Below are 24,423 nucleotides of genomic sequence, written 5' to 3' on the forward strand. Positions count from 1 at the left end.
TGATCAATATTGGTCCAAGAGGTATTTGATCACATCGGTAGTGGTGACGATTCCCCTCAGTATTTCACCTTCCACAACGGGAAGGGCATGGAATTCTTCCTTGGCAAATATTTCGGCAACTTCCTTGATGGGATCATCAGCATGGACGGATTTGAGTTTTGAGGTCATGACCTGGGGAATGCTCAGAATCTGCAATATGGCCTCTTCCGACCCTTCCTGATTGTCGAACAAGGCACCGAAAGTCAAGCGGTTGATGTCTGTCCTGCTGATCATCCCGGATATTTTATTGCCGGAAAGCACAGGGATATGGCGGATCTTGTGTTTTCGGAAGATGTTGACTACATCCTGAAGGGTTTCATTTTCCTGAACGGTATAGACATTGGTCGTCATGATGGTACTGACGGGCTCTCTTTTCTTCATGGCACTGTGGTTCTTGATTGAAATATGTTTCAGCTAATTTAACCATTGGGACAAAGACAAATGCTGATAAAAGTCATTTTTTGTATTGATTTTATGGGAAATCGAAACCCAAATAGCAAAATATCCGACGCGCTTTTGAAATATTGATTTTTTGGTGGGCGGAATTGTTTTACTAATGCATTGGCAATCAATTTGGAAAAGCACCGGTGGTTTTTCTTCTTAGATTTAAGTTGGATTTTTTTTTGACATTGGATGGGATTTCTGAATGAATCCCTTAAATTCGAATCTTCAATCGGGGTGTGGCGCAGTCCGGTAGCGTGCTCGTCTGGGGGGCGAGAGGTCGCAGGTTCAAATCCTGTCACTCCGACAATTTGATTGAAATAAAAACAAAACCCAGTGGTACGGATGTAGCACTGGGTTTTGTGCTTTTTGTTGATTTCAGCCCTGCATATAAAGACTTTTTGGGGCTGCGCAACGAATACTCTTCACTTCTCCTTTTATAAACTCAATCCTTGGTGACTGAGAGATCAAAAAGCATAGATGGCCTTAAGAACGAATTGTCTTGGCCTGAGCAAGAGGGACTGTTCTGTGATCAGATAGGAGGAATTGGAGGTGGTAAAGGAGAAGTTCTTGTTCAGCAAGTTTTGGCCGGACAGATGGAATTCAAATTTTGTTTTGGGGACGATCACTGAATAGTCAAAGTCCAAGAAGTTTATATTTGATCTGGAACTGTTGAGATTGGACTTGAAATTTAGAGCCGCATAGGTGAGAGAAATCTGATGGTTTTTGATGGGGAATATATAGAGGTTGACATTCGATTTATTTCTCCAAACCTTGTTGTCAAAAGATTCCTGTGCCTTTGAGTTTACAATGGAATGGGTTTGTTGTATTTCAAAATTCAGGATTTGGACAGGCCGATAACTTAGACGGAAGTTTAAGGTTTTTTGCGAATAAGTTAGATTCTGCAATTGGCTGTTCAATAATAACTCGACAACCGAACGCGTCAAGCTTAAACTTGTGGAGAGACTTGTCCTTAGTTTTGGGATATATTTGCTCGCATCTCCGACCCAAGTAAAAGTTTTCCCGGTGTTGGTCCTGTTTATCGAATTGATGACAATTCCACCGTTCGGAAGAATCGTGTTTTCTGTCAATGTGTTTTTCTCAAAGAAGTTGGCTGTAAAAGTTGAATTGATAAACAGAGAAATCAAAGGATCCTTAAAACTTTGATTGAGCAGGAAAATATTGTTTTTGGAGATCGGCAAATCTGAAGAATTGGTGTTGAGCAATTGATAATTTGAGGCAATGTATCCTGTATAGAGATCGCTGATATTGCCCACTGATATTCTCCTTGATAAGGAAAGTCTATTGGTGATTTGTTGTCCCAATTCCAACTGCCAGAAAAATCCGGGTTCAAAGAACAACTTGGTGTAAGTTGGTTTTATTTCTGATTCGGTTTCCCTGTTTTTAAAATAAGAGAATTTAAGGGGCGCCTTTAGGGTGATGTTGCTGTTTTTTTTGACAAAATTCCAGGAGGCGTTTGCGTAGCTGGTATTTTCTTCAAAATCCATCTTGTTTTCCTGGTTTTCAAAAATCGGCAATTGAGGAATCAATAATTCTGATGCTAGTTTTTCCCGCTTCCAGTAATTCCCCAAAACCAACGATGTGGGGATTCCCAGAAGCGATAATTTTCGTACTGTCATGGAATTGTCGATATAGAAATTATTGTATTTGACTTTCTGTATACCCGGCATGTCTCCAGTCCGCATGCCTTCTTGGAATGCTAGGAAAGAGGGTTGAACAATTAAATCAGGGTCTTCATGGATGACATTGATCGTGGATTTTAAATCGATTATTTTATTTTTGAAATTCAGCAATTTGTTGAATGCATTGTTTACCAACAGCTGATTGTTGTTGATCCTCTGGGAATTGTTTGAGTCGTTGAACAATCTGTTTTGATTGTTGTACACATCCTTGTATTTGATTTTGAGGTTGTTTTTGAGATAATTTTTGTCCGTGTTTTTTAATAGGCCCAGATCAAAATTAAATGATTTGTCTCGTTGATTTTGAATCCCGGATGTAAGAATATCCAATGTGTCGGCTCCTGTCAGGTAGGTTTGACGATTGGAGAATTGATTTTCCACCTTTTCCAGTGAAAAATCAAAGAGAACTTTTATCTCAAGAGCCTTTTTCGTTTTAAAGAGGTGGTTGATGGAACCCAAGTGGCTCCTGTTGAAGTCCACACGGTTTTTATCGATTTCATCATTGCCGGTGGAGGTAATGTTGAACCATTGAAGAGGGTTGGGTTGGTTTGGGCTCAAATTGTCTGAGTATAGATTTTTCACTTCTCCGGAAAGGTCGTTGCTGGTATTGTTGGTGCCTGCACTCAGAATCGTTTGGGAATTGGCATTGAAGAGCATTGGCGCGATTTTTAAATCCCACAAACCAGGAATCCCTGCCCCAAGGTGTCCATTGCCTATCAAGACATCTTTCTTTTTAAGGGTTAAATTCAATGAGGTTCTCGGATTGAATTCCAAGCTGTCCAACATCCTTATCGGTTGGTGGTTTTCCAAGACTTCGATGGATTTGACGGCATCGACCGGAAGGTTCTTGGTCGCCAAATTGTATTTCCCTTCCAATAAGTCTAGACCTTCGATATAGAATTTTTGAATCGCTTTTCCCTGATAATTGATGGTGCCATTGCTGTTGACATCGATTCCAGGCAATCTCCTCAAAACATCAATTATGTGCCTGTCACCCGTGCTTTGAAATGAGGATACGGTATATTCAATTGTGTCTTTCTTTTGTGTGATGGGGTTTTTGATTCCTTCCAGGGTGAACTCGTTCAGTTCGATTTCTTTTTCCTCCAGATAGATTTCCAATTCCTGAGTCTTGGAAGGTGTTTTTAAAATAAAATCTCTGGTCGTCATGGATTTAAAACTTATCAAAACACTGTCTTGATCCGTTGCAAATTCAATTTGAAATATTCCATTTTGGTTGGTGAATGCGAAAGCCAGTGTTTCGGAATTTTCAATATCGATGGCCATCACATTGATTGAGCGTAAAGGATCTTTGGAATCCTGATACATCACTTTTCCTTTTATGATGTTCTGGCACATCCCTTTACCCAGAGAGAGCAGAAGAAAAAGTGATAAAAAAATTAGATATTTAATAGTCCTTAGCATTAATCCAATTTTAATTCCAAAGGATTATTTGCCCGACGGTATCTTTCCTGAATTCGTCTAGCATCTTCAGGGCTTACTCTACTGGCATCGAATTCACTCATTTGACTAAAAATATTTTTTTTATGTTCCTCTTTAATACCAAAGTATTTCTTTTTATCGGTGGCCCTGGCGCTTGAAGGTCTTTGGTCAGAGATGTCAAATTTTCCTTTTTTCAAGGAGACCAGCGTGAAGCGGTAATGATTTTGTGTATCTGCTATTTCGACGATGAGTCCCGGTAACCCATTGAATGAATAAGGGCCATCATTGATCGGGATCTCTGGAGAATACCATGCGAAAAATGTTCTACCCCCATAATCAAGTCTTGCTTTTTTACATTTGTATCCATTGATCTCCTTTTCTCCCGGTTCCAATTTCCAATGGAATTGGTTTTTTGCTTGATGATAAACATAGATGTTTTTGAATAATTTGTCGTAGGTGACGATGGTATTTTCATTAATGCTTTTAAAAATTTTATATAAAAATATCGGATAGGGAAATACGGTCATATCCAGCATGAGTTGGGTGTAATCTTTACCCTTTCTGTTTTCAGGATGTTTGATATATTCGTTCACAACCGAATCCTGCTGGTAACCATGATAGCTTTGGAACAAGCTCAAGGTATCGCTGTGCCACAAAACCATTAAATCTTTTGTTTTTTTTTCTGGATTTAAGCTGTCCCCGGAAAATTCCACCTCGTAGAAAAATGCAAAATTCGCTTCCTGAGCCTCCGCAGGGTTGTTCAAAAAGAAAATCAATAGTATAGAAAAGAAAATTAGGCGAGTTTTTTTCATCTTTTTCATTTAAGGGTTAGAAATCTGAAACAAATACCAAATAATTAGACTGTTAGCGGCAAGAACTAATTTTATCCTAGATAAAACAAATTTAGTTAATAAAACTATTGACTAAATTTGTTTTTTTTTTTTTTTTCGTAAAAAATTGTAAATCAATTAAATAATTTTTTTTTAAGCCGGGGAATCAAATAGTTGTCAATGGGGGTGTTGATTTTGATTCTTCTTTGTTAATTCGAATACTGGAAGAGAAACCGAGATCTTTCGGCCACTGGATGGGTTGCAGCGTAATTGAAAATACTGCTAAGATTTCCCGAAGAACTTAAAATTCCGACAAACCCTTTCTTTCAATACTAATGATTAAAACTCCTCATTGGTATTGAATTAATTAAGAGATGATTTTTATTCAAATGTGTATTGATTATAATGTTTGATAATTCAATCTTCAATGAACCCCCATTTTCCTAGACCATCATTACCATTCACAATGAAATTGGTGAAGCCAAAATCTCAATCCCATTAATTCACCATCCATCCCAAATGATTGGCAAATGCGAGGTATTTTTATTTGATTTTGTCCATGGAGAGAAGAACCGCGCTCAAATCCTTGGCGATCAGCATCTGGGGAATAATGCTCCTGCCGGGCTGCGGCACAGGACTGGAAGAAAATGCCCTGCCGGAGGTTAAATTGCTTCCCTTAAACGCCCTTCAAAAAGCCAACCTTCAAAGCTTGGTGGATACCTTGATTCCCAAAACCGATACCCTTGGCGCGGTGGAATTGGAGGTCCATGGATTTGTGGATCGGATTCTTGCCAATTGCCATGAACTTGAAGTTCAAAATAAATTTATCCAGGGGCTTTCCAAACTGGAAAGCAAATCCCAAATGATGTTCAAAACTTCCTACAATGCCCTTGAAAAGCCAGAGCGGGAATTGGTGCTCATCGGTTTGGACAATGCTGAATTGGAAGCAGACAAAGAATTTTTCGATTTGGCCAAGGAACTGACGGTATTGGGATACACCACTTCGGAATATTTCCTGACCAATTTCACCAATTACCAAATGGTGCCGGGAGGCTATGATGGCTGTGTTGCCGTCCCTAACACTCCTTTTAAAATCTAAAACATGGCCAATATAGCGATAGACGCCCAAAAAGAAATGACCTTTGATGCCATCGTCATCGGCTCCGGAATCAGTGGAGGTTGGGCGGCGAAGGAACTCTGTGAAAAAGGATTGAAGACCTTGGTCCTCGAAAGGGGCCGAGATGTAAAACATATTGAGGATTATCCCACTGCCACAAAAAATCCATGGGATTTCCAGTTCGGTGGAAAAATCCCTTTGGAGCAGCAACAGGAATTCGGTGCCCGTGGTGCCAGGATTCAGGAGTCCACCGCCCATTTTTGGATGAAGGAGAAAGAACAGGAAACCGTTCTGGAAAAACCATTCCAGTGGACACGCGGATATCAGGTAGGAGGGAAGTCCTTGCTTTGGGCAAGACAAACCCAGCGTTGGTCCGACTATGACTTCGAAGGCCCTGCAAGGGATGGCTATGCAGTCGATTGGCCCATTCGGTACAAGGATCTCGCGCCTTGGTACAGCCATGTGGAGAAATTCTCCGGTATCTCAGGCAACAGGGATGGATTGCCCCAACTTCCGGATGGAGAATTTCTGAAGCCATTTGACCTAAGTTGTGTCGAAAGGCACTTTCAAAAAACACTGGCAGCAAATTACAAGGACCGCCACTTGATCCATGGTCGATGCGCGCATATCACAGCACCGGAGGAAATCCACCGGGAACAGGGAAGGGCAAAATGTTTAAACCGAAACCTGTGCAATAGAGGATGTCCTTTGGGCGGCTACTTCAGTTCGAATGCATCCACGCTCCCTTGGGCAGAAAAAACGGGAAATATGACCTTGAGGCCTCATTCGGTGGTCCATTCCATCATTTATGATGAAGGCCAAGGAAAAGCCACCGGTGTCAGGGTGATTGATTCGGAGACGCAACAAACTTCTGAGTATTTTGCCAAGATCATTTTTGTCAATGCTTCTGCCCTTAATTCCAATTTGATTTTGCTCAATTCCACCTCTTCCCGATTCCCCAATGGGCTGGGAAATGACAATGGATTGCTAGGGAAATATATTTCGTGGCACAATTACCGGGGCCATATTTCTGGGAGAAGCGAGGAATTTCAAGACATGATGAGTACTGGAAAAAACCCAAGCCACAGCTATATCCCCAGATTCAGGAACGTTTTCAAACAGGAAACAGATTTTTTGAGAGGCTATGCGGTGGGTTTTGGCTCCTCCTCCAGAGCAGTCCAATTTAGCCGTGGAGGAATCGGAGAAGCGTTGAAAGCCAATTTGTTTGACCGGACACTTGGGCCCTGGTGGGTCAGTGGATGGATGCAAGGGGAAGTGATCCCCATCGAGACCAACCATGTCAGGCTGCACGAAACCTTGAAAGACAAATACGGCATTCCGCAATTGGTGCTTTCCTGTGATTGGACCGAAAACGATGACAAGATGGTGTTGGATTACATGGCCCAGATGACAGAGATGTTTGAAAAAGCAGGATTCACGGATATTTCCGCAAGGGATTCCCATTCCGCTCCGGGCTCAGATATCCATGAAATGGGAGGTGTCAGAATGGGCCTTGACCCGGAAACCTCCTTGTTGAACAAATGGAATCAGCTTCATTCCTGCAAAAATGTGTTCGTGACCGATGGTGCCTGCATGACATCCACCGCCACGCAAAACCCCTCCTTGACTTATATGGCATTTACGGCAAGGGCGGCGAATTTTGCAGTTGAGGAGTTGAAAAAGGGTACTTTTGATTAAAGTATTTGGTATATAGAAATTGGACTTTTTGTCCAATTATTTGGTATTTAGAAGACTTTTATTCTTATAGCTTATTTAGAAGTAATTAAAAGAGAAGGGAAAAGCATTTGCCCGTCCAAATTGATGGATTTTTAGCCCAATTTGGTTTTACCTTTTTCTTTTTCAATGGAATGGCCCAAGGTTTTTGGGTATATTCGGCATTCCAATAAACCTTATCCACATGAATCTCGCAGCGATCGATATCGGTACCAATTCCATCCACATGATCATCGTGAAGGTGACTTCCCGACAGACTTTTGAAGTACTCATCCAAGAAAAGGAAATGGTCAAGTTGGGCGTAGGCGTTTTTGCCAACAAGCGCATCAACCAAAAGGCATTTGATGCCGGCATCGAGACCATCACCCGATATGTGCAGCTTGCCGACCAATACGGAGTTGAAGAAATCATCACCGCCGCCACCTCAGCCACAAGGGAAGCCAAAAACGGAAGGGAATTTTTGGATCGATTGATTCAGGACATAGGCCTTATTCCACAATTGATCTCTGGAAAGGAAGAATCAAGGCTTATTTTTCTGGCGGTCAGAAAGGCAATTGATCTTCGGGGAGAAAATGCTTTGGTCCTGGATATTGGAGGGGGAAGTACGGAGGCAGTGATAGGCAACCAGGATTCGGTGCTTTTCAAAAGCAGTCTTAAATTGGGAGTACTCCGTTTGTTGGACAGGGTTGGTGTTCAAGGACCGCTGGATGCAAATCAGCAGGAAGCTTTGCGTGAGCATGTCAGGGAAACTGCCCAAAAGATTTTTAAAAGAATCTCAACATTTAAATTTTCCAGGGTCATTGGCACTTCGGGAACCATTCGTTCTTTGGGCGAGGCCTGCCTTATTTCCAATGACACAACCATCGTCAATTCGGTCAATGCCGAGGTGGTGAAGGTTGGCGATCTCGAAAAAATAGTAAAGAAGCTCCTTCAGATGGAGCCTGAAAAGCGATCAGACATTCCGGGGATCAGTTCAAACCGGGTGGATGCCGTCCATCTGGGTGGTTTGCTTTTGTTGGAATTGCTTGAACTTGCGGGAGCAGACAAAATCACGCTCTGCGACGCCTCCCTTCGTGAGGGTTTGATCATTGATTATATCGAAAAAAACGGTCAAAAGCTGGAGGAAATCGGGGATGGAAAAAATCTTCGCGAGAGAAGCAGCTTGTTGTTGGCTGCCCGATATGGGACCGATATTGAACCCAAAAAGCATGTTTCCAGACTGGCCATGCAGCTGTTTGACCAATTGAATGGGTTGGCAGGGATGAAAAGTCTATCCAAGGAATTGCTGTGCCATGCTTGTTTGATTTACGATGTTGGCTTGTTTGTCAATTTCCAGGATTACCAAAAGCATTCCAGATATTTGATTCTGCATGGAAGATTGAGGGGATTCAACAATGAAGAATTGATGCTGCTGTCCCATCTGGCCCGCTACCACCGCAAGTCAGGCCCCAAAAAACGGCACAAGAAATTCAGGAGATTGGACAAAAAACAGCGGATGATGCTTCGCGGTCTTGCAGGGATTTTGAGGATTGCCGTGGGTTTGGACAAAACCAAAAATCAATGGGTTGAAAATATCGACTGCATAACAGACAATAAAAAAATCACCATCAAAATATTTGGGGAGGAAAACCTGGATATGGAAATCTGGGAAGCCCAACGCTATTCGGATACGCTTTCTGGATTTTTGAAAAGAAAAATTGAGGTGGTGAAGGGCTGATCCCTAAAAGGTTTTTCCGAGTCATTTGAGAAAGTGGTGGAGGACAAACAAAAATCATTGCCATGATGATTTTTATCTAAAAAATGAGCATTCAGGGGAATTTTAGATTCTCGTTTTTTGTAAAATTCTATTTCGCCAAAAGTGTTCAATGGGGCTTGAGAACTCGTTTTCATTGTTCTTGATGAATAAATAAGCCAGCTTAAAACTGACTTTTTTATTCATCAAGACTCTAAAAATAAATTGAATTACTCTTTTTCTTTGTTTTTTCTCTTAAACATCATTTCTCCCAAGTTCTCGTATTTCAAATCCATCAATCGGGTGATATTGAATCCGATCAGGAATCTCCCGTCAAAGGGGTCGTTCCTATTGAAAACATTGTTGTACTGAGGGACCAACCATTTGTAATTGCCCATAAATATCTGGAATGCGTGAAGTGGTGTTGCCAATTCTACACCAAGGCTTATATTCGGATTTGGATTGTTCAGATTGTGTTTGGTGATGGGTTGATCATAATTCCCGATAAAGGCAAAGGCATCAGAAACTTTATATCTACCCAAAACAGAAAAGGAAAAATGGTCATTTTTCATCTTCGCGATTTTTTGTTCTTCTTGTCCCAAGAATGCTTCTACGGCGTTAAAATGGGAGAAATTAACGGATCCTTGAATTGAGAAATCGCGCGTTACCTTTTTTGATACCATCAGTTGATGGAAAAAACTATATCGATCTGATTTATGAACAAAGCCTCCCTCAGGTCTAGAATCAAGCGCTACGTTTCCAAAATAGGTAACACTTACGGGAGCTGGGGTTTTTGAATCTTCGCTAATAAAGGCATATTTGGCATTGAAATCCCAAAGCATCCTGTCCTTAGTTAGACCAAAACCGACCATCAATTTGTTGATGGGTGTATAGCTAAAGCCCATCCTGATGTTTGAAGGGGCATACATTCCCCATAGGTCATCGAAGCCATTGTTTACAGTGCCAAACCTGTGAAGAATATCAAACTGGAAAGTTTGCTTCATCGGAACAAGCGTCGTCTGGTTGTCGATAATCCAGGTACTTTCAAATGTATTGCCTGTTCTTTGAAGCTTCCTGCTGTGTACCGAAATCGTTTGGAGCTCATCTTCGGGCTCCTCTACCTTTTCTTTTCCTGCTTTTGTTTTTTCTTGTGCATTTGCCTCTGGAATAATAAAATAACAGCAGGTTACAAGAAGTAAACTTCCGAGAAGGGTTATGGATTTGTTAGTTTTTTTCATGATTGGAGGAATTTAATTGTTGAGTGCCCCTTGGTTTATCCATGCCAAAACTTTGGCGTTGTAAGTGGGGTTTGGACCGCTAAGCGGCATGGAAAGGCTTCTATCTCCCCTCATCCATTGGATCAATTCGCTGTTTTCAGGATTCGCTTTGTCAATGTAATTGCCATTGATGAGCGCATTATAGGCAATGTCCAGTCTTAAATCCGGAGCAGCCGCACCACCGTGGCAGCTTGCGCTGTTACAGCTGGTGTTGAAGATGACCATGATATCTCCAGAGAATGACATTTCTCCCACATCTTGTGTTTCCGGTAAGTATTGATCATAGTAGCAGGCATTCATAAGGAGGAGCAATCCTGAAAAAAGCCCCAAGAGCCAGAATTTTTTTAGATTTTTCATATTTGTTTGGATTTCTGATTAAGGTTGGGAGAAACATTTCAGATGGATATATCGTGTTTCTCCCAGCTTCAATTTGTTGATGTTCCTTTAGGACTAATCCAAAATTGAGGCATTCAATAGAGATTGGGCTCCAGTATGGCAAGTTCCACAGGTGGTTGATTCCAAAGAACCTGAACCAGGATGTGCACCACTCTTCAACCAATCACTTGTGTATTTGGGCATCAGAGCTTGTTTTACCCAATTGGTTTCCAAGGCAGGGATACTATTCCAGTCTGCATTTTGAATACTGCCGACCGAGATCGCTCGAATATCTGTATCGGTGGTGTTCGAAAGACTATATGGGATTGAAATATCATGTGTTTCAGATCCAGCTCCTGAATCATGCATGGCAAAGCTTATGGTGTATTTTGAACCATTTCTCAAACCTGCCAAATCTTCATCTCTTTCAGAACCAGTCGTGAATTTCCTTTTCATGATTACAGTCCATTCATTTTTGCTTTGGTCATAGAATCTTTCTGAAGTAATGTCATGTTGGTCTGAATTGTAAATGAAACCAACACTTCTGGTGACCATGGCCATTTTCTGTGAAGAAGTCCATTCTGCATGAACCTCATTGAGTTTGGTAAGGGCGGCAGTTGCGGTAGTTATTTTACTTTCTGTAGCCGAAAATGATTTCCAGGTATTGAAGTCATTACTGTTTTCATCACGAAGGTGAGAAGGGAGATGCCCCACACTTCCTAGGGCAACATATACCAAGTAGCCCAAATCAAGTGCGTTGACTTTGTCTTGGGTATCAAAATTTCTGTCTTGATACACCACCAATAAACTTCTGTTTTTGGAAACGTCTTTTATGGCAGAGATATCAACATGTGGATTTGATAAAATAGTGTTTGATTCATTTGCCAAGAAATAAGCAGGTATTGTAAAATTCCCGGGTAATGATTTTCCTTTGTTGAACACAAAGCGAGGTAACCCATCTGTCAAAACAGGATGTCCTGTTCCCGACAAGGCGCCTTGGTCCTCCCGAAGTCTGTCACCACCGGATCTTAAAAATTTTGTGGGCATGGTGCCCAGATTATCTCTTATTCTTTCGGTTTTGTTTACAGCAGCATCTTCTGCATAACCCATAGGCCCACTTCTTCCGCCTCTCCAATGCCAATGGTCAAGGATGTCATCTGTCAAAAGGTGGTGGCTTTCCATCCCAGAGTGACAGGTAATGGCACATCCTGCCGCCGAAAATCCCTGAATACCACCCGCTTGTTGGTTAAACATGATGGAGATTCTGTCCTCCTCCAATCTTTGTCCTGAAGGTAAACGGTCAAATTTTGTCCCGTCGTGCTTGAGCATGTCATGGAATTGCATCGGATAATTTTTGCCAGTATTGGGCAATCCTGACGGGTAAAGTTTTTTCTGACTTTTCCATGTAAATCTAAAGGCTACGTCTGTGGCATCATAAGCCACCTGTGTACTTACCTGAGCCGGTGTTTCCAGTGTCGGAGGTGTGAATACCCGGTCATCATGGGTACAGCTTGTTAAATATCCTGCCGCTGTAATTACTCCCAGCATAGAAAGGAAGTGTTTTGCTGATTGTAGGTTGGTTCTTGACATGGCGTAAAAATTTCGTGAAGTGTATCAATTGTATTTCATCTGTAATGTTAAAGCTTTATTTGATCCCATGTCCTGACATATTTCATGTAAAAACATGACAGTCGTCAGTGAAAAAATCAATTAAATAGTCTTTATTACCTATGTTTTTTGAATTAATCTCACGGAATGATGTCAAATAAAACAGTCATAATTTATGCCTCGGTCGATGGCCAAACCCAAAAAATTTGTGATAAAATCAGAAATATTCTTTTGTCTGAAAACCATGCTGTAGAGATGATTTCAGTGAATGAAGGCGGTATTGATTTTAGACATTTTGGAAAAATTATCTTGGCCTCCAGTATCAGGTATGGCAAACATCATCCTAAAATGATCCAGCTCATTAGCGAAAATTCAGAAAAGTTAAATGAAAAAAAATCGATTTTTATTTCAGTAAATCTGGTGGCTAGGAAACCGAATAAAAACTCCAAGGATACCAATCCATATGTTGCTAAATTTTTAACAAATTCCACATGGAAACCTGCCCTTGTTGGGATTTTTGCAGGGATGTTGGATTATGAAAAATATTCATTTACAGATGCATTGATGATCCGGCTGATCATGCTGCTAACCAAAGGTCCCATTTACCCTAAAGGTCCGGTTGAATATACAGATTGGGATCGTGTCCATACGTTCGGAAAAGAGATCTCACTTCTTTAATGAAATATACAATTAGGTGAATACGCGAGCTAAAAATTGCAATTTCGGGTGTAAAATACTGTTTAAATTCTCGTCGATTAATTAAAAATAAGTTCTTCCGATACAAATCCGGAGACTTTATTATCCTCTCCTGCATTGACTTTAAATCCTTTTCTTTCAAGAAAAATACGGTCCCGGGTTTTGACAAAAGAAATCATTGGAATGATCGTCAATGAAAATTTGCTCCTTCTCTCATGTTTTGGTTTAACCCGAAATATGCAATGGGTTTCCAAATGGGATTGAAACTGAAAGAAGATCAGACTATTGAGAGAATAATTCCTGATACCAATAAGGTGAAGTCAAAATCAATCAACACCTAATTGAATATCAGTTAATTATAATATTGAATTGAGTTCGTAATGCATTTAACGGGTTTAACCAGTTTCTTTTTTACTGTTTTGACTTCATTATATCGGCAAAGCAACACATTCTCCAATTATTCTGATTTCTTGGAGTTTCAATAACTTTTAACAAACCTAATGCATATTTAGGGTTGAAGGTTTCCCGATTTATCCACCTTGAATCTCTTGTAAGTGACGGACCATGAGTTTCATTTGAATGTAAAAAAAATAAATAAACATGGGTAATCCACTGAAAATGATAAATATGCAAAAGGTTGCGAACTGTTATTTATAGCCTAATATAAATATGAAGCTATAAATAACGAGCCCAACATCATTTTATAGATATTCAGAAATGAGTTTTTGGTGTGACAAATCGAAATGATAAAATTCGAGAAAATTTCACAAAATCACCAAACACAAATCGGTTTCAACGGATGGGAATTGTTTGATTAAAGACCTTTTCCCTTTTCCATATTCTCCGCCAATTCTGAAATGAACCTGGCCATCGGGGCGCCATCCACGACATCATGATCCAGCAGGATTGTCAGGTGGAGGATTTCTCTGATTTCAATTCGCTCACCGATGACCCATGGTTTCTTGGAAACTGTACTGATCCCAAAACAAATGGGATGGATGGAGGAGGGGATAAACCAACCCTGAACTTCGCCCATCATTCCGACCGAAGTGATGGCCACGTTGCCCATTTTCGAAAAAGCAAGGTGGGGATGCTTCAGTAAATTTCTCCAAAAGGCTCTCCTGATAAAACCGGGTAGGAAATAATAAAACCTCTCCATTGCTGTCGATCTTTTCTGGAGGACAATGTCTTTTTTGTTTAATGGATTCTCACGCGCAACGCCAATCTCATTGGTGATGGTTTCAATGCTCTTTTTATCCGCTTTTTCGATCAACAATGGGAGGGGGATTTTTTGGCCGTTCAACTCTTTTTCAACAATAAGCGAGACATTGACGTCCTCAAAAACCAGCAAGCTTCGATTTCCCTTAAGATAGGCAGCAACAAATTCGTGGCTCTTTACGGTATCGCTGATCACTTTGATGAGCCAAGAAGTGAAAGTAATTTTGCCACTTGATTCTTGATGATGCTTTATCCTTTTCTTGCTTTCGGTTACGTCTATTTCAACCAAGGCAACCACATGGTGCTTTCTTCTCCCAATTCCGAAAATGTCGATTGAAGCCATTCTGGTTTTAGGAAATCGATGGGTTTTGTGGCTGATCATATCTTTGTTTCAAAAAATGGAAAGTAAAGCACATGAATTCCAAAGCAGATATTTGGGCTTATGAAAAAATGAACAATACCCTTTTTTCAGAGCCCTCAATTTTATCCCGAAATATGCATTCCTTTTCCAACTCAGATTGAAACGGAAAGAAAATAAGGGCCAATACCAATATGGTAAAGTCAAAATTACCAAACAAGTAGCTGATTAATAAACAATTAAAATCTAAAATTGAATTGGCAATGAATAGCACGGATCCAATCGAACAAAAAATCAGCTTAAAATAAATAGCTCAATCCCAATCCCAGGGAAATATATTTGAAGTCCAAATCCCTGGTGAAAGGTCCGATTTCAAGCCCTCCTGAAAATGACCTGTACCGAACACTGGGTTGCAGGCGAAATCGCTCCGCCAAGGGAATCGAAAGCCCTGCTTCCACCTGCCATCCAAATCCATGGCCCGTATCAAAAAGGGTATTGCCATCGTCATCTTCGATTTCAACATGGTTCCACAAGCCACCCGCCCTCAATAACAAACTGGTTTCGGAAGCACCCAAAGGATATAGGAACTGCAGTCCATAAGTATATCCCGTTTCTTCAAAGTCCAAATCTGTTCCTGCAAAGGATTCCTTTGAACCAAAACGATTCCAGCTCCATCCCGCATAGGCGCTGAGATTTGGCAAAAATCGATAGGCAACAGTGCCTTCAAGCCCAAAGCCATTTTTCAGATCCCCATCAGCCGCATCACTGGTGGGGAGATTAAATCCCGGACGGAACTCCACGCTCCACCGATTTTGGGCATTTGAAACGAAGGATGCCAAAACCAAACAAAATGTCAAGGTACCGATCAAAAAAAATGATCCGGACCTTCTGGGAGGGAAAAAGTGCTTCATAGTTTATTAATTTAGTGAAATAATACTATTAAACTTAAATTAACCTCAATAAAGACTCTAATATAATGAATTATTTATCAAGCGTAAAATAAAACGTGGTCCCTTTGTTTATTTCTGATTCCAACCAAATTTTTCCATTTAGGTTTTCAACGATCTTTTTCACGATGGCCAATCCCATACCTGTTCCGTCAAATTCCTCTTTTCCATGCAGTCTTTGGAAAATCACGAAAATTTTATCAAAATATTCCTTTTCGATACCAATTCCATTGTCCTGAACAGAAAACTCCCAATGGCTATCCCTGTCCACTGCCTGGATGTTGATTTCCGGCCCCATGCCCGGCCTGCTATACTTGAGTGCGTTGTCAAGCAGATTATGGAACAATTGCGTCAATGGTGCTCTATAATTGCTTATCAAAGGAAGGGAGTTCTTGAGGAGAGTTGCGGATTTTTCTTGAATCAATCGGTGTCTCAAAATCCGAAAGTCGTCCACCAATTCATTGATATCGATCATCTCTTTTTGATCTTCAAATCTTCCAACCCGGGAAAACTGCAACAAATCCAAAATTATCTGTCGCATCCTTTTTGCACCATCTACTGCAAAATGAATGTATTGTCGCGCTTTTTCGTCTAATTGTTCTGCATATTTTTTCTCCAACTGCGCCAAAAAACTTGTGATCATCCGCAATGGTTCCTGCAAGTCATGTGAGGCGACATACGCAAACTGCTCAAGTTCGGTATTGGAAATTTCTAATTCCCGAGTGTGTTTTTTCAATTCGTCATTGAGTTCCTTCAGTGAACTTTCATACTCTTTTCGATAGGTAATGTCCTGACTTGCGCCGATCATCCGGATAGCTTTTCCAGTTTCATCTCTGACGATAAATCCCCGATCATACACAAAGGCATAGGTGTTGTTTTTCCTGAGAAATCTGTATTCCTTTTCCCAAAAGTTTTGGTGTGGATCTTCGAAAACCAAGGTTTGGGAATGGATGACCGCTTGCAATTCCTTTGGATGAACCTTTTTTTGCCAAAAATATCCGTCGTTGTTTGCTTCTTCATTGGAATAGCCAAAGATTTTCGTGAATCCTTCTCCAGTCCGGTTTACTTGGTTGGTTTCAAAGTCCCAGTCCCATATTGCATCGTTTGTGGCCAATGCGACTTTTTCAAATCGATCATTGGTTCTATTGATCTGTTCTTCTGCTATTTTTCTTTCGGTAATGTTTTTGAAATAAACGGTGATTCCATCATTGGAGGGATATGCACTGATTTCAAACCAGCCGGCAACAGGGGCGTAGTAATCCTCAAAATGTACCGTTTCGCGTTCTACCATCGCTCTGGCATAATTTTGAAAGGAAGGTAAATGAACGGCATTTGAAAACACCTCCCATAAATTTTTCCCCAATACTTTTTCCCGTGGGGTAAAGAGTAAGGTTTCTGCCAATCTGTTCCAGTACGTGACCGTATAATTTTTATCCAAGGCAAAAAAGGCATCCCCGATACTTTCCAAGATGGTGTTTTTTTCCTCCAGTGATTTTAATGATTCGATTTCGGCACTCTTGAGCTGATGAATATCCTGAAAACTCCCAAATATTTTGATGCATTCTCCATTTATGCGTTCCGATTCCCCAAGACAACGTGTCCATTTTTTATTTCCCTTAGGGGTATTGAGCAGAAGCTCCAAGTCAAAATTTTCTCCCGTTTCAATCAAGTGATTGACCGCCAATACCAATTTATTTTTGCTGTCTTCGTCAAACAAGGATAGTCCATTTTCGAAAGTCGGAATAAAGCTCGAATCAACTTCAAGGATTTCTCTGCTCATTTCTGACCAGTACTGTGATTCTTGCTCATTGTCTTTTAGGTTGAAGTCCCAAGTGCCGATTTTCGCCAAACTCGTGGCCTTATCCAGTAAATCTTCAAGTTCTTTCTTTTCAGTAATGTCCCTTCCAAATGCAAAAACCAACTTTTCTTCCCCAAAAATACTTGAAGAATTCCAGGAAATCCATTTATGGGAACCGGATTTTGTCATCAACCGGTTCACAAAATTATTGGCTTGCCGATCGCCGGTAATGGTTTCCTCAAATTCAAATTGAGTAGCTTTCAGGTCTTTTGGATTGATGAAATTATCGAAAGGTTGGGAAGTGAGCTCCTCCTCTGAATAACCTAAGAGCTTACAGAATGCAGGATTGACTTTTATAAATTTTCTGTTGGGAGAAACGATGGCCAAAATTTCCGGAGCGCTTTGAAAAAATAAATGGAGTTCCTCTTCTTGTTGTTTTCTTTTGATTTCCGTCCCAAGGTAATCTTCCAATGGTTTGAGAAATGCGACATTGTCACCAGCTTCTTGGCGTGTTTTTTTACTGCCTAGGACCAAGACGCCCACAAATCTTTCGTTTTGGAAAAGTGGGATACCCCAGATGGTGTTGATACCTGCCTTTTGTGCTGCGGTCTTTCTGATAAAATCCTTTGAATCCGCAATGTTTTCCCAAACTTCTGTTTTTTGGCTTTCCCAAACCCAACCGGAAATCCCCTCTCCAATTTTGACCTGTTTGACAAATTCGGTTTCCTTGTAGAATGTTTTTGCAATATCATCCTTCGAAAAATGTGAAACCCTATGCAATAGATTTCTTTCATTTCCGAGAAGCCAGAATTCTGCAGTTTTATAATCCCCGAAATCGGTGAGGAAATTCAGCACCTTCTTTAAAATAGTGGAGAGTTTTTCATCCTCCTTAAAGATATTGGCGATTTGCTGTTGGATTTGTTTTTGGACTTCGACCTGTTTGGTTATCGATACGTCGCGCAAAGCACCAATCATCCGTTTTGGTTTTCCGTCCGCATCCCGAATCAGGTGTCCGGTTTCTTCTACAAATGCGTATGTCCCATCATTCCTTCTAAATCGGAAATTACCCAACCACCTTTGCCGGAATTTGTCTTCCAAAAATTCTGTCCAATCAGATTGGTTATTGTCCCGATCTATTGGATGTGTCAATGCTGCCCAATCCTCCAATCGAAACGGTTTGTCGTCTTTTTGAAATCCAAAATTGCGATAAAATCCATCTCCCCAATAAAACAAATCTTTCTCTATGTCCCAATCATAAATGGCATCGTTTGTCGCTTTGTTTACATATTCAAAGCGTTCATTGCTCTTTAAAAGTGCCTTTTCAACTTGGATCCTTTCTGAAATATCAATCCCCACGCACTGTAATTCAAATGGAATGCCTTCCTCATTTGCAATGCAAACAAAATCCCATAGTGTCGACATGTAGGAGCCATCTTCTTTTGGTTTGTCCACTTCAACTTTAAAGACTTTTCCAGGGTGGAGCAGGCATTGATCGACCACTTCCGCAACTTTCTGGTGATCGGAGGCTATAATGGATAAAAAACAGTTTTCTCTAATGATTTCTCCATTTGGATAAAGCCATCCGAAATCCATTTTGAATTTTTCATTGACATATGAATATCTTCCTTTTAGATCTGTTCGGATCACGTAACTGGTCTGGGACTCATACAATCCCCTGATACGGGCCTCGCTTGCCTGCAAGGCCTTGAATGATTTTTCTTTTTGGGTAATATCAATGCAGACCACCATCATGCAATCACGCTCATTGAGCTGCAAGGGATGTCCTGTCACATCCATTCGCATCAACTCACCATCCTTTTTTTTGTGGGTAAACACGCCAAAAGATATCCTTTCCTGAAGATGTCGGGTTTTTTCATGCAATTGGATGAGCCTTGGGACTTCCTCGAGGGGTTTTATGGATGTCATGGTCAGGGATAGAAATTCTTCCCGCTTGTACCCATAATGGTCCAATGCGGTAGGGTTTACATCCAAAATCTGAAATGTATTCAAATCATAAATCCATTTGGGAAGAGGACTGGTATTGAAAAGCCGCCGATATTTTTCTTCAGATGCTTTGAGGTTTCTTTCCGAAGTTATTTTTTCTGTAACATCTCTAAAATTATCCACAATGCCATTGATAAATGGGTCATTCAATAAATTGGTGATTGTAGATTCCAGCCAACGCCAAGAACCATCCTTGTGAAGCGTCCTTGCCGTGTGCCCTTGAATGGGGATTCCAGGATTTGCCAATACTTCTTCCATTTTGTCTACAATACCTGCGACATCTTCGGGATGGATAGAAGCGAATAAATTCAGCTGCATCGCTTCCTCCTCCGTATAACCCAAAACCTTGGTGATAGAAGGTGAAACATAATTCACATTTCCATTTTTCTCCAAGATGATCATCGCATCTGCGCCATTCTCCACCAAAGCTTTAAAGCGCTTTTCACTCCTCAAAAGCTTTTCTTCCTCGATCTTCTTTTCTGTGGCATTTCTTGCCACGCAATACATGATTCTATCAGCGCTGTCCCATCGGGCAGACCAAATGACTGTGATGATACCGCCATCTTTTCTGATGTACCGGTTTTCAAAGTTGGTCACCGGTACACCTGATTTAATTTGCTCCGTGGATTTTTGTGTGAGGTCATAGTCTTCCTCGAGCACAAAATCCACATGACTTTTGTTTTTTAACTCTTCAGGGCTGTATCCCCAGATATTTTCAGCCGCCGCACTTACTTTTAAAAACTTCCCATGTTCATCCAGTGTACAGATCACATCCAGAGAGGAATCCATAATTCTTTCCAGGGCAGCATTGGATTGATTCAGTTTCCATTGTTGATCCACCATTACCGTGATATCCTGAAAAACACCTGTCAACTTGATGGTTTTCCCATTTTCATCCTTCATTTGGATGGCAGAGGACCGGATATGCTTGATATTGCCGTTTTTTGTGACAAATCGTTTTTCGATGTTGTAATCGGCTCCTGTTTCCAACACCTCTTGCATGTGTGCGAGTGCTTTTTCCCTGTCTTCCGGATGGATGACTTTTGTCCCGATCGTAAAATCAACCTTGAAAGATTGCGGGGCATACTCTAAAATATGAAATACACCATCAGACCAGTAGACTTCATTACTTAATAGGTCCAATTCCCAACAGCCCGTTTTAGCCAATGCTTCAGTTTGCATCAACAGGGTCTTGTCCCGAATATCGGTTTTGTTATTGATCATTTGGAAATGGTTTTGTTTTATCCATTTGAAAATTGTAGGATAAGAGCAGTGTGTTGATTTTTGGTTTAGGTTGCTTTGGGTGATTTGAATTCAACTATGCGGGTAATTTTCAGTTCACCTTCCATCGAATTTTATGGCGAATGGTACTGAGCATTTAATTTAGTTCATTTTTTAATGAATTCCTAAAACTTGGTTTTGCCTATGATCAAGGTATTTTCGAGTCTGCCAAAAGGATCAAAATAGAAAAGACAATTTATGCATCACTTGGAGGTAAGGCGAATTACTCGAAATTGGTAAAGTGAAACAATCTTTGTCCAATAAATATTTCGGGCCAATAAAAGATTTCAAAAGCTTATCCCTCTGAATGAATCTTTTTGAGATTTGTCTTTTGCAAAATTGGATTTTAAAGAAAATTAGTTTTTGATGATTTTAACACGTGATATGTTCTGCCATTTATATTTCAGCTTTAAACCCTTTAATCCATTACGAACACAATTCAAGGTTGTGATTAACTGAGGATCAGCTAGGTGTGGGTTGTTTTGGCTTTGCCTTATTGGTGCGAGGAATTGGCCTCCTAAAAGCCTGATTTTCTTGCGGTTTCAATCTCATTTGGAAACGGAATGCATATTTAATGTTTAATCTTTTGGGAAATGGGACCCTTCTGTATTTTGAGAACTCAAGGTTGCTTTGGATTTGATTTTTTCTTGACCCATTTGAATAATTCACCCATCCATAGGACTATTGAAGAAATGGAAATGAGAATAGCAAATTCCCAAGGATCGACAAGAACAAATTTAAAAAGGCTTGAAAAGAATGGGATTTCAATGATTCCGATCAAAATCGCAAAGGAAAATAACATGGAAACATTGATATATGGATTTGAAAAAAAGCCGATCTTGAACACAGATTTTTTTAAAGCACGCATGTTGTAGAGGTTGAAAAGCTGGCTGGAGGCCATGACAATAAACACCATGGTTCTGGCGGTCTCGATGCCCTGGGGCAAATAATAAAAGTAGGTCACCAAGGACATGCCCATCATAAACAAGGCAATCAACAACAAGATGGGCAATGCTTTTCGGGTCAGAATATTCTCGTTTTTGTGAACAGGCTTTTCTGAAAGTTCGTCTCCATGTCCTTTTTCTGCCGCCAATGCCAAATCGGCCACCCCATCTGTCACCAAATTCAGCCATAGGATTTGCGTAGCGGTAAGCGCAATGGGATACCCCATTGCGACAAGCACAATCAAGATGGAGAGAGAGGCAAAGTTGGTGGTGATAAGGAAAAAACTGGTTTGCCGGACATTGGTAAACACAATTCGGCCTTCTTCCACCGCGTTGACGATGGTGGAGAAATTATCATCGGCCAAGACCACATCTGAGGCGTCTCTCGCCACATCCGTACCCATGATTCCCATCGATACACCCACATCAGCTTTTTTTAAGGCTGGGGCATCATTTACACCGTCCCCGGTCATGGCGATGAGTTCGCCTTTGGCTTGTAAATGATCTGCAATCTTCAATTTCATGCGTGGGCTTAGCCTTGCAAAAACATCAATCTTTTGGATGGCTTCGGCAAATCCGTTTTCATCCAAGTCCAGCAAATCCGCTTCAGTCAAGGCTAGGGTTTCGTTTTCTTTTTGAGTGGAAATGATGCCTGTTTCCCTGGCAATGGCCTTTGCTGTGTTTACATGATCACCAGTGGCCATGATGACCCGGATTCCTGCATTTCGGCATTTCTCTATCGACTGCTTGACATCTGGCCGAGGCGGATCGAACATGCTTACGATGCCAGCAAAAACCAGATTGGAAATATCCTTTTCCGAGATTTTTTCTGTGGCGGCATCCGTGGTTTTATAGGCCAATCCGATGACCCGCATGGCATCGTTGGACCACTCCTCAATCTTGCCCTCGATGTGTTTTTTGGTCTCTTCGGTTTTGGTTTTTTCACCCTCCTTGTCAAGGAATCTGGTGGAGATTTCCAGGATTTTTTCTGGAGCGCCGATGACAAATAATTCCCTTCTATTGTTGTCCTCAAAAAGCGTGGCCCTGTATTTCAACTTTGAATTGAAGGGCAAATCATCAATTTTTTTGGATTTATCCGTATCGGCCAAAATAATCCCACCGATTTTTGCCATCACTTTAAGGGCTCCTTCTGTGGGATCGCCAACGATTTCATCCGTCTTTTTTTCCTGGTTGTATTTGATTTCTGAATTGTTGGAGATGGCCGCAATTTGCAGGAGCTTGTCAAGGGCTGGATTTTTTTGGAGATCGATTTTCGTGGGATTTTGTTCCGAATTTTCAACTTGGGTAATGCCTTCCTCACCAACCTTGAATTCCTGTTTATCCAGTTGCATTATTTTTTCTACGATGAGCCTGTTTTGGGTAAGGGTCCCGGTTTTGTCGGTGATGATGACGGTCACGGCCCCCAAGGTTTCCACAGAATTCAATTGTCTGATGATGACATTTCGTTTGGCCATCCTGTGAGAGCCTATGGCCAAAACCAGCGAAAGGATGGCGGGCATCCCTTCTGGAATGGCAGCTACCAATGCAGCAATCGAAATGAGCATCAACTCTTCATTCGACAAATCACTGAAATAACTACCCAGTACATACAGTATTATTGCGCTGACAATGGCGAGTACGCTCATCTGGGTAGCAAGAATGTCTGTCTTTTTCTGAAAATTGGTTTTCTCGTTCTTGATGGAGCTCAGGGTGTCAGCAATATCACCGATTGCGGTGTTGGTCCCTGTCCCCGACACCAGCGCCCTGGCAAAGCCACTTGCCACAAATGTGCCTTTGAAGAGCATGTTTATTTGATCGGCAAGTACCGTGTTTTCGGGAAGGGCCTCCGTTTGTTTTCCCACAGGAACCGACTCCCCCGTTAGGGATGCCTCGATGCAGCGCAAGTTTTTTGACTCGATGACCCTGCAATCCGCCGGGATACTGTCGCCTTCCTCCAACACAACAATGTCACCGGGCACCAACTCCCGAGCCATTACAATTATGGATTTCCCGTTGCGGAGTACCCTTGCCTTGACCACCATCATTTTTTTCAATGCGGATATGGCCTTCTCGGCTTTCTGTTCCAGAAAAAAACCAATGGCTGCATTCAAAATCACGATCCCCAGAATCACATAAACATCCAACATGTCACCAATAAACCAACTGATGGTGGCTGCTATCAATAGAATGAAAACCAAAAGGCTTTTGAGTTGTCTCAATAAGATCCAAATCCAATGAGTTCTGCCTTTTTCGGGGATTTCATTCCAACCATATTTTTTTCGGATTTTCCCCACCGTCTCCTGATCTAACCCATTGATGGAACTTTGAAGATTTTTAAGGGCTTCTTCTGGCGACTGGGAGTGGAATTTCATGTTGTTGCTTGCCTTTGATGTTGATGATTAAAAATTCAACTCGTTATGCATTACCAATTGCATTTCAGCCTGAAATTGCTAAATAATCGGTCAGGTGGTTGCTGTTTTTGACTTCACTCGATCGGGACAACCGCTTCTTCTCAGAATAGGCTGGTTTTTTTTTGGTTTCAATCCCATAAGGAAAAATAAAGTATTTGTCGGGTTTAAGAATTAAATCAAGGTTTCTTCTAATTAATTTCTCTCTACAAACCAATTTAATCCTTTTTATTCGGACCCTAAAATTAAATCAATCATAAGAAAACCTTCCGGGTATTGGCGAAGTTCTTGTTGCGTTTTGTGTCGAGTTTTGCGTTGAATTTTTCGCGCAATGGTCGCCGAGGTTTTCCCGGAGACCGCAAAGAAATGAGGTTGGGGAGGGTAGTTTTATTTGAGGTTTATAAAATGATTTGGAAAAAGTCTTTGTGTTAAGTTTTTCGCGCAAAGGTCGCTAAGGTTTTCGCGGAGATCGCAAA

14 protein-coding genes and 1 tRNA gene are annotated in these 24,423 nt (G+C 41.1%); 5 read left to right on the forward strand and 10 right to left on the reverse strand.

The genetic code is table 11. The annotated features are described in order from the left end of the window. Positions 1-3: 3 nt before the first annotated feature. Positions 4-420 carry a CBS domain-containing protein gene (locus F824_RS0119480; protein WP_019599617.1) on the reverse strand — a complete coding sequence of 139 codons (417 nt, stop codon included), beginning with the start codon at positions 418-420 and terminating at the stop codon, positions 4-6. Between the two features lie 293 nt (positions 421-713). Between F824_RS0119480 and F824_RS0119485 the strand changes: the two genes are divergently transcribed. Beyond that, positions 714-787: transfer RNA gene (locus F824_RS0119485), tRNA-Pro, on the forward strand. Between the two features lie 160 nt (positions 788-947). On the opposite strand, the gene F824_RS0119490 is transcribed toward F824_RS0119485, so the two are convergent. Together F824_RS0119490 and F824_RS0119495 are read right to left on the reverse strand one after the other, a co-directional pair. After that, complete coding sequence (locus F824_RS0119490; RefSeq protein WP_019599618.1) at positions 948-3,536, reverse strand: Plug domain-containing protein; 2,589 nt, start codon at positions 3,534-3,536, stop codon at positions 948-950. Between the two features lie 65 nt (positions 3,537-3,601). Continuing rightward, on the reverse strand, positions 3,602-4,432 hold the full coding sequence (locus tag F824_RS0119495; RefSeq protein WP_161629742.1) for a GLPGLI family protein: 831 nt from the start codon (positions 4,430-4,432) through the stop codon (positions 3,602-3,604). Between the two features lie 577 nt (positions 4,433-5,009). On the opposite strand from F824_RS0119495, the gene F824_RS0119500 reads away from it, so the two are divergent. The 3 genes from F824_RS0119500 (at position 5,010) to F824_RS0119515 (ending at position 9,018) form a co-directional block, all read left to right on the forward strand. Further along, entirely contained in the window at positions 5,010-5,549 is a 540-nt protein-coding gene (locus F824_RS0119500; protein WP_019599620.1) for a gluconate 2-dehydrogenase subunit 3 family protein, read from the forward strand. A 3-nt stretch (positions 5,550-5,552) separates the two neighbouring features. Continuing rightward, positions 5,553-7,265 carry a GMC oxidoreductase gene (locus F824_RS0119505; RefSeq protein ID WP_019599621.1) on the forward strand — a complete coding sequence of 571 codons (1,713 nt, stop codon included), beginning with the start codon at positions 5,553-5,555 and terminating at the stop codon, positions 7,263-7,265. Positions 7,266-7,485: 220 nt separating this feature from the next. Further along, complete coding sequence (locus F824_RS0119515) at positions 7,486-9,018, forward strand: Ppx/GppA phosphatase family protein (RefSeq protein WP_019599623.1); 1,533 nt, start codon at positions 7,486-7,488, stop codon at positions 9,016-9,018. Positions 9,019-9,263: 245 nt separating this feature from the next. Here the strand turns inward: F824_RS0119515 and F824_RS26260 are convergent, their stop codons facing one another. The 3 genes from F824_RS26260 to F824_RS0119530 form a co-directional block, all read right to left on the reverse strand. Beyond that, entirely contained in the window at positions 9,264-10,271 is a 1,008-nt protein-coding gene (locus F824_RS26260; protein ID WP_019599624.1) for a DUF5777 family beta-barrel protein, read from the reverse strand. A gap of 12 nt (positions 10,272-10,283) precedes the next feature. Next, a complete protein-coding gene (locus F824_RS26265; RefSeq protein ID WP_019599625.1) occupies positions 10,284-10,667 on the reverse strand; it encodes a c-type cytochrome domain-containing protein in 384 nt (127 codons plus the stop codon). A gap of 93 nt (positions 10,668-10,760) precedes the next feature. Next, positions 10,761-12,233, reverse strand: a complete 1,473-nt coding sequence (locus F824_RS0119530) for an ethylbenzene dehydrogenase-related protein (RefSeq protein WP_031327279.1) — start codon at positions 12,231-12,233, stop codon at positions 10,761-10,763. 207 nt (positions 12,234-12,440) lie between these two features. Between F824_RS0119530 and hemG the strand changes: the two genes are divergently transcribed. Beyond that, positions 12,441-12,971 carry a menaquinone-dependent protoporphyrinogen IX dehydrogenase gene (gene hemG, locus F824_RS0119535; protein WP_201769090.1) on the forward strand — a complete coding sequence of 177 codons (531 nt, stop codon included), beginning with the start codon at positions 12,441-12,443 and terminating at the stop codon, positions 12,969-12,971. An 832-nt stretch (positions 12,972-13,803) separates the two neighbouring features. Here the strand turns inward: hemG and F824_RS0119550 are convergent. From F824_RS0119550 to F824_RS0119570, 4 genes are all read right to left on the reverse strand, one after another. Continuing rightward, on the reverse strand, positions 13,804-14,550 hold the full coding sequence (locus F824_RS0119550; RefSeq protein WP_201769089.1) for a 2-oxo acid dehydrogenase subunit E2: 747 nt from the start codon (positions 14,548-14,550) through the stop codon (positions 13,804-13,806). 314 nt (positions 14,551-14,864) lie between these two features. Next, the gene (locus F824_RS0119560) at positions 14,865-15,476 is read right to left on the reverse strand and encodes an outer membrane beta-barrel protein (protein WP_019599632.1); all 612 of its coding nucleotides are present in this window, start codon (positions 15,474-15,476) and stop codon (positions 14,865-14,867) included. A gap of 70 nt (positions 15,477-15,546) precedes the next feature. Then, positions 15,547-20,538, reverse strand: a complete 4,992-nt coding sequence (locus F824_RS26965) for a PAS domain S-box protein (RefSeq protein WP_019599633.1) — start codon at positions 20,536-20,538, stop codon at positions 15,547-15,549. A gap of 676 nt (positions 20,539-21,214) precedes the next feature. Beyond that, on the reverse strand, positions 21,215-23,911 hold the full coding sequence (locus F824_RS0119570) for a cation-translocating P-type ATPase (RefSeq protein WP_019599634.1): 2,697 nt from the start codon (positions 23,909-23,911) through the stop codon (positions 21,215-21,217). Between the last annotated feature and the right edge of the window lie 512 nt (positions 23,912-24,423).

Source organism: Rhodonellum psychrophilum GCM71 = DSM 17998 (genome assembly GCF_000381545.1).
Lineage (GTDB): Bacteria > Bacteroidota > Bacteroidia > Cytophagales > Cyclobacteriaceae > Rhodonellum > Rhodonellum psychrophilum.